The following is a 16,329-nucleotide window of genomic DNA, read 5'->3' as shown; positions in this document are numbered from 1 at the left end:
TTTTATTACTGCTTGAAATAGCTACTACTTAACTTCGGAAGATTAATTCACACATCTTTCGCTAGGGGTTGATTCTACCATAAGCTTATAGTATCGTTCACCTTAGAGTATTAGAAGGGAAGATTAATTATGCAATTACCTAACAATCAGTGGGGAAAAATACTGCAATCTGAGTACAACGAACCGTATTTTGAGCAGCTTTCACAATTTATTGAACTAGAATACGAAAAGCATATAATATATCCTCCGAACAATCAATTATTTTATGCGCTACAATTAACAGATTATGATCAAACAAAAGTAGTCATATTAGGACAAGATCCTTATCATGGAGAAGGTCAAGCTGAAGGATTAGCATTCTCAGTTAGTAATGATATGCCCTTGCCGCCATCTTTACGTAATATAATGAAAGAACGATATAGTGATATAGGAATTACCGATTCTGGGAACGGTTCATTAGTGGAGTGGGCAAAGCAAGGAGTTTTACTACTAAATACAGTACTTACAGTACGAGCAGGTGAAGCAAATTCTCATCAGCAAAAGGGATGGGAATTATTTACTGACGCTATCATTTCTAAGTTAAGCAGTAAAGAGGAGCCTATCATTTTCGTATTATGGGGTAAGCCTGCACAACAAAAAAAACAGCTTATTGCTCCTCATCATATCATTATTGAATCTGTACATCCTAGTCCACTGGCTGCATATCGAGGTTTTTGGGGAAGTAAACCTTTCTCCAAAATCAATGAACATCTAAATTCATTAGGTCATCAACCTATCGACTGGAACAACTAATTATACACGATCAAATAGTTGTTCAATTGCTGCTAAAATACGGTCCCCTTGGAAGGGCTTCACGATGAAGTCCTTCGCACCAGCAGAGATCATCTGCATAATTAGATTTCGTTGACCCATCGCGGAACACACGATTATTTTTGCATCAGGATTGTGCTTTAATATAGCTTCTGTAGCCGCTAAACCATCCATAATAGGCATCGTAACATCCATCGTTACAATATCAGGTTTATATATATCATATAAACGAACTGCTTCTTCCCCATTTGCTGCTTCTGCTACGATCTCATAACCGTTATCTACAAGTATGTTTTTCAAAATTAAGCGCATAAAAGAAGCATCGTCGACTATCATAATACGTTTCATCTTGCTCACACCCTTCGATAATCATTGTTAAAGTATATTTAATGGTTCTGAACAAAAACTGAAACTAATATGCATACTCCTCGTGATCACGAGGAGATGTATTGAACTTCCTCTTAAATGAAAGTTTAAAAAGCGGGCTTTCGCAAGCCGAGAAGATGGAGCGCTACTTGCGGAAGGAGGAAGCGCAAGTGTACGTGTTCTGTACACGCGGCCCTACAATGTTTCTGCAAGAAACATACATCGGAAGCTTATGGTATACTTCCCAAGTAAGCTTCATATTCGATGTCGAATATGCTTCGTTAGCATCCCCCTCGTCATCAAAGTCCGCTTTTTAAACTTCCTCTTCTATAAAGGTTCAAAACGTTCGCTTGTCAGCTCCAAGAAGATGACCCACAGCGGAAACGAGTAGCACAGCGTACGTTTTGGGTATGTGAGCACACGCAGGCTTTCGATGGGGAGCATCTTCGACGCCGAATAAGCTACAGCGAATTACATCGTGATCACAAGTGGATGTTTTGAACTTCCTCTTCACTATTTTTGAGACTCATACTGTAGAGTAGCCTCCCCCATCAACTCCACCCCACCAGAATCAAGCCATTCTTCAACAAATTGATCGAATGCATCGATAGGTAATTCTCCTGTTATCATTTTTAAGAAATAATCCATTTCGATCGCAATTAACTTATCCCAATACTCCTCATAAGCCTCAATATGTTCTATATTATAGCTTTCTACCATAATCATAGGCTCCTTAGAAATTTCCCCTCCCAATAAATATGCTTGTGTATTGCTCCACGCCTCCATGTCTTTCTTCGGTTGCTCAGTCTCTTTCACAACATAGTCATATAGTTTTGCTAGTTCAGAATTAAGAGTCGCTGGATCTAAATCACCATTCAGCGTTTGCATAAGCGTATCGTAACGTTTCGTTACACCATCGGGATCATCTAACAAAAGATCAAACGGGAAATAATTACGAAGTTGTATGCCCATTTGCTGAGCGGTAGCTCGAATGGATTCGCTACTCTCGTCATCTATTCCTTCATGTCTCTCGAGTTTTGTTGTTAAGTTCAATAGTTTGACTGCAACTTCTGGATTACTATAATTTTTTCGTACAACAAGATAGCGGTCGGTTATTGGGGATGTTTTTGTAATAAACTCTCCTTGCTCGCTTAATGGAACTGCGAATACATTCCATTCTGCTTTTGTATCTTTAGAAACCGAACCATTCAAAGGCCATATAGGAGCCCACCATGGAGCGAACATTATACCCATCTGATTTTCAGTTACCGGTATACTAGCATCCTTACGTATCATGAAGTCACGATCTATTATCCCCTTATCGTACCACTGGGCTAAACGAACCAGTGCTTGCTTCGTTTCCTCTTGAATAGATCCATACACAAGTACCCCTTCTGAGTTTACAATCCAATTTTGCGGAAAAGAATGAAACGCTGAGAAAAAAGAATTTAAGCCGAATACACCTGTTTTATCTTGATATACTAATGATTTCTCGACCGGAATTCCTAACGTATCAGCTTCTCCATTCTCATCGGGATCTTCATGAGTGAATGCATAGGAAATCTTCTCAATATCAGCAAGCGTTCTAGGTTCAGGAAGATCTAATTTATCTAACCAATCTTGGCGCACCCACAAATAAGTAGGTGCATCTGCTTCTATTCCTACATTAGGTAGCGCATATAGTTTCTGATCTATCGTAGCTTCTTCAAGTGCTTTGCCATCTGTTGCATCGTAAATCGACTTTACAAGTTCAGAGCTATGCTCCTTATATACTTCTGTGAGATCTGCAATCATATCATTTTGTACTAAGTAATATAACTGTTTGCGATTGACAATGAACATATCTGGCAAATCATTACTTCTAATGGCAAGATCTATCTTCGAATTATATTGCTCTTCACCACTTGCATCCCAGCTGTATTGAATAATAATTCCTGTTTTTTCATTTATGTAGCGAGACATGAAATTCTCTTCCCCAACATCACCTTCAGGTAATTCTATTTCCGAGTAAGAATAAGGTACTCTTAAAACAATAGATTCTTTATATATCTCTTCATTGACATTGGAAGCTTCATTATTAGATGAATTTGTACAACTTGTAATAAACAATGAACAAGCTAAAACCATCCATATGAGTTTCATAGATTTCATTGTTATCACCTCTCCTCATAATGCAAAGAACGATATTCTGTTGGATATACCCCTAATTGAGTTTTAAAGGTACGGCTAAAATATTTGTGATCATCAAAGCCGATTTTATTTGCTATTTCTGAAATTGTGAATTGGGAACTAAGTAATAACTGTTTCGCAGTTTCAATACGCAAATTCCGTAATACCTCACCAAACGATATTCCGAAAAAACGTTTAAAGCATTGACTAAAGTAACTTCTGCTCATTCCTACTTGATGTGCAATATCATTTTGATTCAATTCAGAAGCAATCTGCGTATGCATATATTGAATCGCTTTTATCATACAGATCACAACATCATGGGATAAAGTTAAGTCCGTCATTCTAACTCGTAAATGAAGTGATAATTGCAGCAACCATCGTTCAATTTTGTTCCATTGTGATACATCTGGAACGGGTAGGGGTGACTCGTAATCATCATCTTGCCATTTCATAGTCAGTACTAGTTGAGTATATAATTCCTCGACCAATTGAATGAGGGTTGTAGGGTCAGGTTGTATATTAAGTGTAGTCTGCTGCCATTGCATCCATTCTTGAGGGAATAGTAACCATCTATATTTGGCTTTTTCATCAATCCATCGCTTCAGTTTTAGTTCTTGGTTCACTTCATCTTTTCGCGCTAACCATTGATCTAGTTCATGCTCACTGATCTTTAAATGATCACGATCTTTAGCATAAAAATAATAATTTAAAAATTCGGTTTTCAACCACTGTTTCACTTCAGCATGTTGCCATTGAGGACAGCTATCAATAGTGATTATAACTGCATATTGCATGATATTGGCTTGTTCTAATTCGGTGATTTCCTTTGTATTATGACCTTCAAGCTGTAATAAACGCTTAGTTATCTCATTAAATGATAAACTTGAAGGCAGTTGCTCTTTCATATAGTAACTATCAACCTTTGTCGTTCCTTTCAATAACAAGTACACACCACCCTCATAAAAAGTGGTTTGCTCTTGAACTTTCTTTTCTTTATCTCGCTTTAATCGTGATAAAATTCGAGTTACCGTCTCATCCACATTATCCCGATTGAGTAATGTTTTTACGATGTAATCAATAGCGCCGATCTGGAGCGCCTCCTGAACATAATCAAATTCATGATGACAAGTTAATATTACAAATTGAACTTCTGAATGTTGCTCTTGTACCCGCTTCATTAACTCAAACCCATTCATGATAGGCATCGTTATGTCTACAAACATAACATCAACATGATTTTTTGAAAGGAACTGAAGTGCTTGTGTACCATCTTTCGCTTCACCAATGAACGAAATTCCATATTTATTCCAATTCGTTAAAGATAATAATCCTTTTCGAACCATTCTTTCATCATCAACGACAAGTGCATTAATCATAATGTTCCTCCTCTAGCGTTAATGGAATAATGACGGATAGACGAGTACCTTCTCCAATCTTACTTATAATTTCGAGATGACTAGAGTCACCATAGAAGCGTTCTAATAAACGTTGTACATAGCTAAGCCCGATCCCCATTCCAATAGTGGAACTTTCATACCTACCTTCTAATATTTGTTCTATCGTCACCTCATCTACACCTGGACCATTATCTCCAACTTCTAGCTTCAAAGTCAGTTCAGAATGTTGAACGATTGAGATAGTAATAAGACTAGTACCATCATTTCTACCATGATAAATTGCGTTTTCCACCATCGGTTGTAGTAAAAACCTCGGAACTGGAATGGTTTTTATTCTATCATCTACATCAATTACAAACTGTAGCTCATCTTCGTAACGAATATAATGAAGATCAATATAATTTTGTAATGCAGCTAATTCATCCGAAATCGTTACGATAAGACTTCCTTTTCCCATATTGTAATGTAATACTTTTACTAGTAATGTAACGATTCTATCAATGTCATCTTGTTCATTCGCTCGTGCTATCCATTGAACAGTATTCAATGTATTGTGCAAAAAATGTGGATTGATCTGACTTAGCAGCTTCTCGATTTCTAATTGAGATTTCTTACGTTCATTTAATGAAACTTCTGCAATTAGTTCATTTACCGTTCGCTTCATTACCCCAAAATTGTTAAGCAAAGAATCAAATTCTTCAATTCCTATATTTTTCACAGGTGCTTCTCGATCGCCTGTCATACGTACAATTTCTAAATTTACGCGTCGCAGGGAACCATACACCTTTCGCCATATCATCATCGCAATAATAAATGCTAATACGAGTGATCCTAGTACTAAAGCAATCATTCGCCATAACCATTCATTAATTTCATGATTGTATTCGCCTTTTTGTACTGCAATAACAAGCTTCCAACCTTGAATACTCTCGTAACCAAATATATAATTCCCTTCGAGCTGTTCGAGCCCATTGTCTACCATCTGCCAATTTAATAACTCTGGTGCAAAAGGAGGCTCGCCAGCATCAGCGTAGAGCACTTCATTTTGTTCAGAAATTAAGTAATGATGAACCGGCATAGCATACCAATTACTGTTCATCATCTTGCGGAACATATTATAATTAGATTCTAAATAAATATAGATTGAATTTTCACTACTAGTTTGCACTTCTCGAATAGATGAAAACACGATGTTATCATTATTTTTGTATTGTGTAGTATGAGGCCCAAAGTAAGCGGTTCCATTATATCTAATAAATAATGGTAGACTATCAAGATTAAAATCATCTCTAACCGATAAATTATTAAACAGTATAGATTTTTCCATATTTTCATGGTAATAAACCATTAAACCTATATTGGGGTTTGTAAAGTTAACTACATTGAATGTATCGTCAATATATTGAATGAGGTTTGCTTTTTCAGTTAATTTCTCTGATTGAATATATTCATTAATACGAGTTGCTGTTTGACCATCTAATGCAAATTGCTTCGAAACAAAATCCATATTACTAAGTAGATTTTCTATCCCCATTGCTTCTTGCTTCAAACTCGCTTCGATACCTGCTGAAATTTTATGCTTCAATATAGAATGCATTGCAGAATATGTATATCCTGCTAATAATGCAGGTGGACATAAACAGGCAATTAACAAATAAATAATAAGCGTCCTTCGTAAAGTACTACGTTTAAACAACTGTTGTAATCTATTTATGATCTTCATACATCAGCAACCTCATTTATAAACTTTATTAACATTGTAAACAAAGTAGAGAAATATGGAAACAGTTTAAAATAAAGTAAGGAAACTACTTGATAGTTTCCTTACTTTATTAATACTTCTTTAATGAATTATGAATTTTTACGAGCTTCGAATACTACTTTATGTTGCTCTTTATTGAATGCAACAACTTCATCATAACCAAGACCTTTTGCTTTACCGATCATTTCTTCTTTTAATTTGTTGAAATGAGCTTCATCATTAGCGTAGATCAATTTCCATGAATACTCTTTAATTACTGAAGCGATTTGACCTTGTTTTTGTTTCAAATCATCGCTCATCTCTACATATGGTTTACCTGTAAAAATTGCTTTTTGTACCGCGATTTTATCATTTTTCACGAACCATTCTACCGCAGTATTAACGCCCATAGCTGCCCTCCAATTTTCATCTACTTTAGAAGGTGCCTTAGCAAGAGTAGAAGCCCATATACTAGAATCGTATGGATCACCATTCTCAGGGTTAATCATCGTTAATTTGAATGTAGAATTATTAATTTGATTACGTCCATCATCCCAAACACCGCCACCAAATTGTTCAGGCATTGGGGTTTTGTTAGATGGGAATGCTTCCACGCCTAGGTCATTGAAAACTGGTTTACCGTCTACAACTTCCCATATCATGCCTTCAGGACCATAATTAGCTGTCATCGTTCCTTCTGGAGTATACAACCAATCAATCAGTTCCATTACACGATCAGGATGTTCTGTTTTGGAACCAATTGCATATACACGATTACCACCGTATGGATTAAAACCATTTGAGAACGATCTTGCTTCATTGAATGGTACAAGTTGGAAACCTTTACCTTCTGCAGAACGTTCAGGTGTTTTATAAGAATCATCAAACCATGAGAACCAAGAGAATAGAACTTGACCATCCGTCATTTTATTCACTGCATCACCGAAGTTTTGTGTAATCGAATCAGGATCAACTAAACCCATTTGATTGGCATCAAAGTAAAGTTTTAATCCTCTCATATAATAGCTGTTTTCATCAAGGATAGCTTGAACTTCTTCTGTATCCGCAGATACTAAAGTGAAACCACCTGGATTGAATCCGTCACCTTCTTCAAAACCATGCATACCAGCCCAAGCTTTAGTGTTCATCATCATATTACCATCCCAGTCACCCCACATAGAGAATGCATAAGTTGGTTTGCCGCTATCACTTTCTGGTTGAGCTTCTTGCATTGCTTTTAGAACTGGAAGGTAATCTTCCATCGTATTAATCTCTGGTTTACCGATTGCTTCATACAGATCCCAACGAAGGTTAGGGTGATAGTTAAGCTCTTGCGCTTCAGAAGGACCTTCAATATCTGGACCTACATCATTACCAACACTATAAAGTGCAGTACCTCCACCAAATTGTGCTGTATTTTTCTCAAGTGCTTTTGGTGCATTTTTCTGTAAATTTTTACCATATTGTTCTAATAATCCATCTTTGTTCCAATCAAGTAGCATGCCTGCTGCGATCGCATCAGTGTACTTAGCATCAGTATCACCGAATACGACTAAATCTCCAAGATCGCCACCAGCCATCATCGTTTGGAATTTCGTATCTCCTCCACCTTCAAGGTTAGATGAGATGATGTTAAGATTGATATTGAATTTCTCTTTTACTGTATGAGCAAACCAACCTGTTTGCTCACCTGAGAAATTCGAAAGCATAGAGAAAACATCGATTGTGATTTCATCACGTGTAACAGGCGGCTCTACTTCAGTACCCTCATTGGTAGTCTTTGGAGCTGGAGTAGGGGTAGTTTTCGGGTCATTACCTTTAGATCCACATGCCGCTAATAATGAAACACACATTACGAATGTTAAAAGCGTTACTAATGATCTCTTTGTTTTTACCATTTTTATTACTCCCTTCTAATTTTAAACTTCACAAAGACATTGTCGTTACACTCTGAGAGGTAGTTCAAAAAGCTGACTTTGATTGAAGTAACACAGGTAGCTTATTCGAATCTCGGTTTGCGAAAGCCTGCTTTTTGAACGTTTATTTTAAGAAAACCACCTCCCAAACTTTTTTATATAATTCTTGATAAACGTCTTAGCTATGAAAAGTTGTTTCGAAAGGAGTAGCTAAAACTATTTTTTTGTAATAAAAATTTACTTCGTAAGCATTAATGAGTTAGCCTTTCACTGCACCGATCATAATCCCTTTTACGAAATAACGTTGGAAGAATGGATAGACTGCTAGAATTGGAGTTACTACGATCATTGCAACCGTTGTTCTCACCGATGTCGATGTTTGCAATTTCGATAGATCAATATTTTCTAAACCTTGACCTGATTTAATAATTGCTGCTAATGAATTCGATTCATTCAAATATTTGTATAGTACAAACTGCAAAGTATAGTATTTATCATTTGTCATAAGAAAGACCGTATCCATGAATGAGTTCCATTGATTTACAGCTGAGAATATCGCAATCGTAGCAACGATTGGCATAATAAGTGGGAATACGATGAGAGTGAATAATATATATGTACCAGCCCCATCCATTTCTGCTGATTCTTCGAGTGCCTCAGGTAATGATTCAACAAATGTTTTTACTAGAATGACATTAAAAGGTGAAATAATAGCTGGTAAAACATATGCCCAAAAATTGTTTGTTAAGTTCAAATTCATCATAACGATAAACCAAGGGATGATTCCTGCATTAAAATACATTGTTATAATAACGAAGCGGTACCAAAATACTCTGGCAGCCATCTTACGCTTTGTAAACAAATAACCTAGAAATGCCGAACCAATTACAGTAGCAATTGTTCCAACTACTGTTCTTGCAACCGATACTAATGCAGCATGTGATAGGCCCTTTACTTTCAACACCTCAATATAATTCGAGAAATGTATACCTTTAGGGAAGAAAGTGACAGCTCCCTTAGCACTAAGTGAATTATCGCTTATCGTTTGAATGAATAAATAATAAAATGGAAAGATACAAATGAAGGTCAATATTCCGAAGCCTGTGTAATTCAAAATTTGAAACAATCGATCAGCAAAGCTACGTTTATGAGTCATACGGTGTTCTCCTCTCCTACAATGATGAACTAGATAACAGATTCCCCTCTTACCCATTTTGAAAGTTGATTCGCGACAAAGAGTAAGAATATACTTACAAATGATTTCAACATACTAACAGCAGTAGCAAAAGAGAAGTTATAACCGACAAGTCCTGTGTTATATACGTACAAATCAAGAACCTCTATCGAGTCCTTATTCAAGCTGTTCTGGAAAACAAAGTATTGCTCAAGACCGTTGTTCATAAAGTTTGCGATCGATAGCAACAACAGTACGAAGAATGTTGACATCACCCCAGGTAAAGTTATATGCCACATTAACCGGAAACGTCCCGCTCCATCAACCTTAGCTGCATCGTATAATTCTTGGTCTATCGAAGTGATGGCAGCGATATAGAGTATTGCACTCCAACCTAATGTTTTCCAAACATTCCAGATTGTCATCTTAATCCAAATGAAATCTGGAGAAGCTAAGTAATTAATCGCTTTGTCCTGGAAGCCCAATTGGATCATTAACTTATTAACAATTCCGTTATCTACTGAAAACAACATGAATGCAATCGCGTACACAAGTACCCAGCTAATAAAGTTAGGTAATGTCGTTAACGTCTGTACGATACGTTTATACCAATTGGTCTTAATTTCAACGAGTAACACGGCAAAGATAACAGGCAAAATTGATGTCAGAAGTCCTAGTGTACTAATGCCGAAAGTATTCCTCAATACTCTAGTAACTTCTTTTACTTGAAATTCATTATTAATGATAGAGGTAAACCATTTAAAACCAACAAATTCAGTATCCAATAAGGGAAATCCAACACGATAATTGAAAAATGCGTACGTCCAACCGTATAACGGGAAATAGCTAAATATAAACACGAGTATTAAAAATGGTGACGCATACAGCAATAAACGATATTTCGTGCTTATTGTAAACTTTTTTCGAACCGTTTTACTTTCAAGTGCAGGATTCATTGTCACCCTCCTTAAACTTTTCATTAACTACTTGTCATGCTTCCTTGGTGATGAAAAGTAGCATCGGAAGCATACACCAAACTTTTCATTAACTTCCCGTCATACTTCATTGATGATGAACAGTAACATCGGAAGCATTTAAGTAAGCGCTTTCTCTATCTCAATAAATTCATTTTAAGCTTTATTACTTATGTTGAGGGATGGAAAGTTGTCTGTGAATGAGTAAAAAAAGTATGCAATTGACCAACTTATTTCATCATCAATCAAACATTTTTCTACCCCTAACTTGGGAAAAACAAAAAAAGCGAGTGAACAATGGTTTTTACCATTTTTCACTCGCTTTGAGTTATATGAGCAACTGTTTTGCACTTTCTCTTACTTCTTATCAATGATTAACGCGACTTGTTGTCGAACCGTATACGTCTCCTTAAGCTGATCTTCTTGAATAGCTCCGACTTTAATAAGTCCCGTTATTTTCCCTTGATCAGGTTTGGATAACATACGCCAAAGTTCTGGATCAGGCAAAGCATTAAACAGTAAGTTCTCCTGATATTCTTTACGTTCAGATGTAACAAGTTTCACTTTATAACTACCAATAATCTGCTCTGAACTATCTTCTTCCGCCATTTTAGCTAATATTTGTTCTTTCAATTGAGCCAATTCTTGTTCTATTAACTTTTGTTTTTGTTTCAATTGATAATATCGGCTGACTTCACTTTTCATATCATCATCCCCTTACAGAACATGATATGAAAATAATCCAGAGCATATGACTATGAAATAATCCCCATATAGTTAAGTAGAGGTTCATATACGCCATGTAGTAGCAAGTAAAGTACTGCACCTATAGCCGCACCAATTAATGCACCATTAACACGGATTCGTTGTAAATCAATATCGACTTTATCTTCCACGAATTCAACCAATCGCTCTTCAGAAAATGTATCTAAAGTTGAGCGCACAATCTTCCCTATTACAGCATGCTCATGTTCAATAAGATGACTTAGAAAATGCTTTAACTTCGATTCCACTAGTTGTTGTGATTGTATATCGGATTTGAACCACTCCCAATATGATCGCATCAATCTAGTCAACCATTTTTGTAATTTTGGATATGGTACTTTTTGCGTATCATTTGCTCCACTTAATTGACTTTGAATATATTCAATCAATTGCTGTAACAATGGCGAAATCGTTATCTCTTGTAGTAATTGTTGTTTCCAATGCTCTATAACCGTTGCTACATCTTGATCGGCTTCTTGAAGTTGCTGGGCCAAACTTTGCAATTGCTCCGACAACATAACACGCAGTTCATGCTGCGGGTTTTTCAATTGCACTAGCAATAATACGATATCACGATATAGCACATCAGCGGCATCATCAAAATTAACGGCATTTGCTGCTTCAGCAAATGAAAACAATGTCTTCGCTAACCATCCACCACCGTTTTTCTCCAATGCTTTATCTTTTTCTTGTTCTAATAAAGCTTTTATTGCTGGTTTCACATCCGGTTGTTGCACTCTTTCTTGAGCCAATTCAATTAGTTTTTCAATTAAAAATTGATCATATTGCTTCTCAAGTGCATAGGATAGTCCTTTACCAATGTAAGAAGTTGCTGGTGCTCCCTCAATTTTCTCATTAATTTTAGATGCAACTCCGTTAGCTAGCTTCTCACTTTGTACGGAACTAACTACTTTGGAGAGCAAGCTTTGAATCCATTGTTCCGAACTTTTACTATCCCATTTGCGGTCTACAAATGAGATTAGAATTTCTGACATTTTCATCTTGTTCAGTTGCTGTTCAATCATTTCTTTGTTTAAGAGCTGTTCTTCGACTAAATATACGACTCCGTCGATTAATTTATCACGATTTTTGGGAACAATAGCGGTATGTGGAATCCATTTCATTCCAAGTGGATGACGGAATAATGCCGAAACGGCAAACCAATCTGCTAATGCACCTACCATCCCTGCTTCCGCAATAAATAGTAATGCTTCGCACCACCAAGGATGATTAAGCGTCCATTTCAGAATAAGAGATATTACAAATAGAATCGCTAATAACAACAAACTAATATTAGCTTTACGACGCATTTTCATGATAGCACTCCCCCTATACTATACTGAATAAGATATAGGAGAACTCCAATTAAAGAGCCTACTGCTGTACCGTTCAAACGAATATATTGTAAATCTTTTTCTGTTTTCTCCTGTACAAGCGCGATCAATTGTTCTACATTAAATAGTTCTAATTTGGTACGAACTAATTGTCCAATATATGTATGATTACGTTCCACAAATTGTATTAGCGCACTCCTTATATAATGATTGAATTGTTCCAGTAATTGTTGGCGAAATCTTAGTGAAAGAAGTAGATCATCAACTTTAGAGTCGATCCAAGCCGCTAATGCGCCTTCTTCGTTCTTATACTCTGATCGATCTAGTTGATCTCGTAATTGAGTAAGAACATTAGAAATCATATCCTTTGTTAACAATGAAGATGTTAACTTTTCAAATAATACTTCAATTTTTCTTGATATGTCGGCGGCATACTTCTCATCTTCTTGCAGTCTATTACTGAACTGAACGATATATAGTTGAAGCTTTTTCTGCAGTGGATGATCGTCATTTTGAATGGCAAGTAGTAAATCGTCAGCAATTTTCAGCAACTTTTCAGTTAGCTCATCTGCATTCAATCCAGCAACCCCATTTACAAATTGTCTACCCTTCTTATTCTGTTCGTATGAACGCAATGCTGTACCAATAAAATCATGTAGAAACTGTTTAACACCGGGCTTTTCTAGCAATTTTCGTAGCTGTTTGGAAACTGTTGCAATGATCATATGATCGTACTTTTCTTTCACACTCCAAGTAATAAACTGTTGTATTATTGGAGTTAGGTTACTATGTTGCAGCCCTTGATTAATAAGGCGATTTAAAGATAAGCTTAATACGGCAGGGTTACTTACTTTCAACAGATCAACTAGTAATTGACGAAGCAGATCTTTGATCGCTTGTTTCCCTTCAGTACTTTCAACATAGTGAACAATAACTGTAGCAGCATCATAATCTTTAAGTTGCTTCACAATCATTTCTGTCGATAATAGCTCTTGTTCAACCATGTCCACGAGCTCGTCTATTAAACGATCTCGATTTCGAGCAATAATATTAGTACCTAACCAATTTGGCCACCGCACTTTCAAAGGTTGACCAAATAATGCACTAACTGCAAATGAATCAGCAAGACCACCAATCGTAGCAGCACAAAAAGCTGCGAATAGTAATCCCCCGAAAAATGTTTGTTGAAATGGATAGACAATTAACAATCCAATAAATGATAAAGCAATAGATAAATTAACACTTTGACGTAAACTCCATGTTCTCATAGCAGGACTCCTTAGATGTTTCGATCTTCCTTACGATCATTGATCTTATTATTTTATCCTTTTTTCGACAAATCAGCCACCATCTAATATAATGCTTCAAAACATTCGCTTGTCAGCACAAAAAAGATGACATGAAGCTTCATGAACAAATCGCGAAAGCTTAGGAAGGACGTAGTATATGAGTCATTTAAATGGAATAAAAATATTAATAGTTGATGACGAGGATAGTATTCTCCAGTTTTTAGAATTAGGTTTAATGAATGAAGGTGCAACAATTGAAACGGCCACCAATGGTATGATTGCAATCGAAAAAACTGAACAATTTAAGCCACATGTCGTCATACTTGATGTGATGATGCCAGTTATGAATGGTTTTGATGTGTGTAAAACGTTAAAAGATAAGGGAAATGTAATTGCGATTATTATGCTCACTGCTAAAGATGACATAGAGGACCGTGTGAACGGATTTACTTTAGGCGCTGATGATTATTTAATTAAGCCGTTTAGCTTCAGTGAATTGATCGCACGTATTCATGCGAGAGTACGTAATCAGTTTCCTAATTTATTAGGAGAAGTTCGTTATGGGCTATTCATCCTTGATGATCGGCGTAAAGAGATCACTTACGATGGACAAGTATTAGAACTCTCTCCTACGGAGTATGAATTACTTAGATTACTACTTTTGCATAACGGTGCTGTGCTAAGTAAAACGATTATATTAGAAAAATTATGGGGTTACGACTTTGGAGGAGAACAAAATATTGTAGAAGTATATATTCGTGCTATTCGTGAAAAATTGGGAGATAAAGAACATCGGATTATTCGCACCTTACGAGGTGCTGGCTATAGGATGGATGTATAATGCAAACTAAAAAGTATTTCCTCCGCTCTTTACGTGGACAATTAATCACTACTACATTAATCATAATTGCGATTCTATTTCTACTTATCGGTATATTACAATATACGTTTATGAAAGATTTTCTATATGAGAACCGAGCTGATGCCATTCATTCTCAAATAATGGCCTGGCCACCGGATTCGTCGTTTCTCAAGCAGAATGGCGAATTAACTAGACGTAGAGATGATAGTGAACGAACCCCAATTGGACCAATTATGTTTCAGCCAGGCATGGAAGTTAGTTATATTAATTCTGATGGTAGCATAACGATAATATCCGATGATGAGAAAGAGCTGTCTCCCCTCATTGCAAGTGAGGATTATGTCCAAATCTTAGAGGCTAGCAAAAATCATCAGCTCGAAAAATATTACATATATGCTGACAGTGCAGGCGCAGATAAGATGGTTGTCTTTCATCGTAATAACGCTAATCGAGATAAAGGTATGTTGCAAGTTAGCATCGAGCTAGATTCTTTACACAAACAACTGTATACACAGTTAACTATTTTTATCGTAGTTGCACTTGTGGCATTGCTAACTGGATTTCTGCTGTTATTACCAAGTTTGCGAAAAACGTTAAACCCGTTAACGAATGTTATCGATGTAGTAGAACGTACAAATGCTGGTAACCTATCTGAGAAATTACCCGTCAATCAACGACAATATGAAATTGATCAATTATCTTTTGCATATAATAATATGCTCGAAAGAATTGATCATGCCTTCGAGCTTGAACGGCAAAGCAATAAACGAATGAAACAATTTATAGCTGATGCTTCACATGAACTTCGCACGCCTATAACTTCTATATATGGATTTATTGAGGTACTTCAAAGAGGAGCAAAGAATAACAAAACACATCTTGAATCTTCCCTAAAAACAATGGAACAAGAATCAAAACGAATGACTATGTTAGTTGAAAACTTGTTGCAACTAGCTAAGCTAGATATTACGACGGAACAGTCCTTATACTCTGTTGAGAAGTTCAGCCTGGCTCAGCTACTAGATAATATGAAAATACAGCTTGAGATGATGGCGGAAGATCGTAAAGTGACAATAACAACAATTCCGAACTCGTTTTCCTACCTAGAAGGGAATAAAAATCAAATTAAACAAGTCGTTCTAAATGTTGTCCAAAATGCAATTCAACATACAGATGCTCAATTTGGTGAAATTACGATAACATTATCTGAATCAGGCAATTTTGTTAAGCTAGCTATTAAAGACAATGGTGTCGGAATTGCTAAAGAGCATCTACCTCAATTATTCGAGCGGTTTTTCCGTGTTGATCAAGCTAGGTCACGTGCTTCTGGCGGTGCTGGTCTCGGTCTTTCGATTTCTAAGTCTATTATTGATGGACACAAAGGAACAGTTGATGTAATAAGTGAAATAGGAATAGGTACGAGCTTTATTATTTTGCTCCCTAAGTTAGAAGGTACTGCTGGACTTTAGTCGTGGACAGTTACCTGCCCGCAGTCTGTTCTGATTCACAGAGATATTCGTTATAATATA

The 16,329-nt window shown here is 36.4% G+C and carries 13 protein-coding genes; 3 read left to right on the top strand and 10 right to left on the bottom strand.

From position 1 onward, the window contains the following. Window positions 1–129 precede the first annotated feature (129 nt). Window positions 130–792 (top strand): uracil-DNA glycosylase, encoded by a 663-nt coding sequence (locus tag NAG76_14360; GenBank protein ID URN93023.1) that lies wholly within the window; start codon window positions 130–132, stop codon window positions 790–792. Here NAG76_14360 and NAG76_14355 read toward each other — a convergent pair whose 3' ends face one another. The 10 genes from NAG76_14355 to NAG76_14310 all read right to left on the bottom strand — a co-directional run bounded on the left by NAG76_14355 (window position 793) and on the right by NAG76_14310 (window position 13,917). Then, window positions 793–1,158, bottom strand: a complete 366-nt coding sequence (locus NAG76_14355; protein URN93022.1) for a response regulator — start codon at window positions 1,156–1,158, stop codon at window positions 793–795. A gap of 531 nt (window positions 1,159–1,689) precedes the next feature. Then, on the bottom strand, window positions 1,690–3,327 hold the full coding sequence (locus tag NAG76_14350; GenBank protein ID URN93021.1) for an extracellular solute-binding protein: 1,638 nt from the start codon (window positions 3,325–3,327) through the stop codon (window positions 1,690–1,692). Window positions 3,328–3,332: 5 nt separating this feature from the next. Further along, window positions 3,333–4,724 carry a response regulator gene (locus tag NAG76_14345; GenBank protein URN93020.1) on the bottom strand — a complete coding sequence of 464 codons (1,392 nt, stop codon included), beginning with the start codon at window positions 4,722–4,724 and terminating at the stop codon, window positions 3,333–3,335. Beyond that, window positions 4,717–6,468 (bottom strand): histidine kinase, encoded by a 1,752-nt coding sequence (locus tag NAG76_14340; protein ID URN93019.1) that lies wholly within the window; start codon window positions 6,466–6,468, stop codon window positions 4,717–4,719. Before NAG76_14340 ends, NAG76_14345 begins: the two co-directional genes overlap by 8 nt. Window positions 6,469–6,596: 128 nt before the next feature. Continuing rightward, window positions 6,597–8,384 carry an ABC transporter substrate-binding protein gene (locus tag NAG76_14335; protein ID URN93018.1) on the bottom strand — a complete coding sequence of 596 codons (1,788 nt, stop codon included), beginning with the start codon at window positions 8,382–8,384 and terminating at the stop codon, window positions 6,597–6,599. A gap of 277 nt (window positions 8,385–8,661) precedes the next feature. Beyond that, complete coding sequence (locus NAG76_14330) at window positions 8,662–9,558, bottom strand: carbohydrate ABC transporter permease (protein ID URN93017.1); 897 nt, start codon at window positions 9,556–9,558, stop codon at window positions 8,662–8,664. A gap of 29 nt (window positions 9,559–9,587) precedes the next feature. Further along, the gene (locus tag NAG76_14325; GenBank protein ID URN93016.1) at window positions 9,588–10,532 is read right to left on the bottom strand and encodes an ABC transporter permease subunit; all 945 of its coding nucleotides are present in this window, start codon (window positions 10,530–10,532) and stop codon (window positions 9,588–9,590) included. Window positions 10,533–10,907: 375 nt separating this feature from the next. Further along, a complete protein-coding gene (locus NAG76_14320) occupies window positions 10,908–11,255 on the bottom strand; it encodes a hypothetical protein (protein ID URN93015.1) in 348 nt (115 codons plus the stop codon). Between the two features lie 50 nt (window positions 11,256–11,305). After that, entirely contained in the window at window positions 11,306–12,631 is a 1,326-nt protein-coding gene (locus NAG76_14315; GenBank protein ID URN93014.1) for a DUF445 domain-containing protein, read from the bottom strand. Continuing rightward, on the bottom strand, window positions 12,628–13,917 hold the full coding sequence (locus NAG76_14310; GenBank protein URN93013.1) for a DUF445 domain-containing protein: 1,290 nt from the start codon (window positions 13,915–13,917) through the stop codon (window positions 12,628–12,630). The genes NAG76_14315 and NAG76_14310 overlap by 4 nt, the downstream gene beginning before the upstream one ends. Before the next feature lie 178 nt (window positions 13,918–14,095). On the opposite strand from NAG76_14310, the gene NAG76_14305 reads away from it, so the two are divergent. Together NAG76_14305 and NAG76_14300 are read left to right on the top strand one after the other, a co-directional pair. Further along, complete coding sequence (locus NAG76_14305) at window positions 14,096–14,779, top strand: response regulator transcription factor (protein ID URN93012.1); 684 nt, start codon at window positions 14,096–14,098, stop codon at window positions 14,777–14,779. Further along, window positions 14,779–16,269 carry a HAMP domain-containing histidine kinase gene (locus NAG76_14300; protein URN93011.1) on the top strand — a complete coding sequence of 497 codons (1,491 nt, stop codon included), beginning with the start codon at window positions 14,779–14,781 and terminating at the stop codon, window positions 16,267–16,269. Before NAG76_14305 ends, NAG76_14300 begins: the two co-directional genes overlap by 1 nt. Window positions 16,270–16,329: the final 60 nt, after the last annotated feature.

This window comes from Candidatus Pristimantibacillus lignocellulolyticus (assembly GCA_023639215.1).
GTDB classification, from domain to species: Bacteria; Bacillota; Bacilli; order Paenibacillales; family Paenibacillaceae; genus Pristimantibacillus; species Pristimantibacillus lignocellulolyticus.
Note: the sequence above shows the minus strand (reverse complement) of the source record. Positions and strands in the feature narration are given on the sequence as shown.

Bases quoted from the DNA above. Each gene is read 5' to 3' on its own strand.
- NAG76_14320 (URN93015.1), bottom strand. From the start codon at position 11,255: ATGAAAAGTGAAGTCAGCCGATATTATCAATTGAAACAAAAACAAAAG.
- NAG76_14335 (URN93018.1), bottom strand. From the start codon at position 8,384: ATGGTAAAAACAAAGAGATCATTAGTAACGCTTTTAACATTCGTAATG.
- NAG76_14315 (URN93014.1), bottom strand. From the start codon at position 12,631: ATGAAAATGCGTCGTAAAGCTAATATTAGTTTGTTGTTATTAGCGATT.
- NAG76_14345 (URN93020.1), bottom strand. From the start codon at position 4,724: ATGATTAATGCACTTGTCGTTGATGATGAAAGAATGGTTCGAAAAGGA.
- NAG76_14340 (URN93019.1), bottom strand. From the start codon at position 6,468: ATGAAGATCATAAATAGATTACAACAGTTGTTTAAACGTAGTACTTTA.
- NAG76_14350 (URN93021.1), bottom strand. From the start codon at position 3,327: ATGAAATCTATGAAACTCATATGGATGGTTTTAGCTTGTTCATTGTTT.
- NAG76_14310 (URN93013.1), bottom strand. From the start codon at position 13,917: ATGAGAACATGGAGTTTACGTCAAAGTGTTAATTTATCTATTGCTTTA.
- NAG76_14330 (URN93017.1), bottom strand. From the start codon at position 9,558: ATGACTCATAAACGTAGCTTTGCTGATCGATTGTTTCAAATTTTGAAT.
- NAG76_14300 (URN93011.1), top strand. From the start codon at position 14,779: ATGCAAACTAAAAAGTATTTCCTCCGCTCTTTACGTGGACAATTAATC.
- NAG76_14360 (URN93023.1), top strand. From the start codon at position 130: ATGCAATTACCTAACAATCAGTGGGGAAAAATACTGCAATCTGAGTAC.
- NAG76_14305 (URN93012.1), top strand. From the start codon at position 14,096: ATGAGTCATTTAAATGGAATAAAAATATTAATAGTTGATGACGAGGAT.
- NAG76_14325 (URN93016.1), bottom strand. From the start codon at position 10,532: ATGAATCCTGCACTTGAAAGTAAAACGGTTCGAAAAAAGTTTACAATA.
- NAG76_14355 (URN93022.1), bottom strand. From the start codon at position 1,158: ATGAAACGTATTATGATAGTCGACGATGCTTCTTTTATGCGCTTAATT.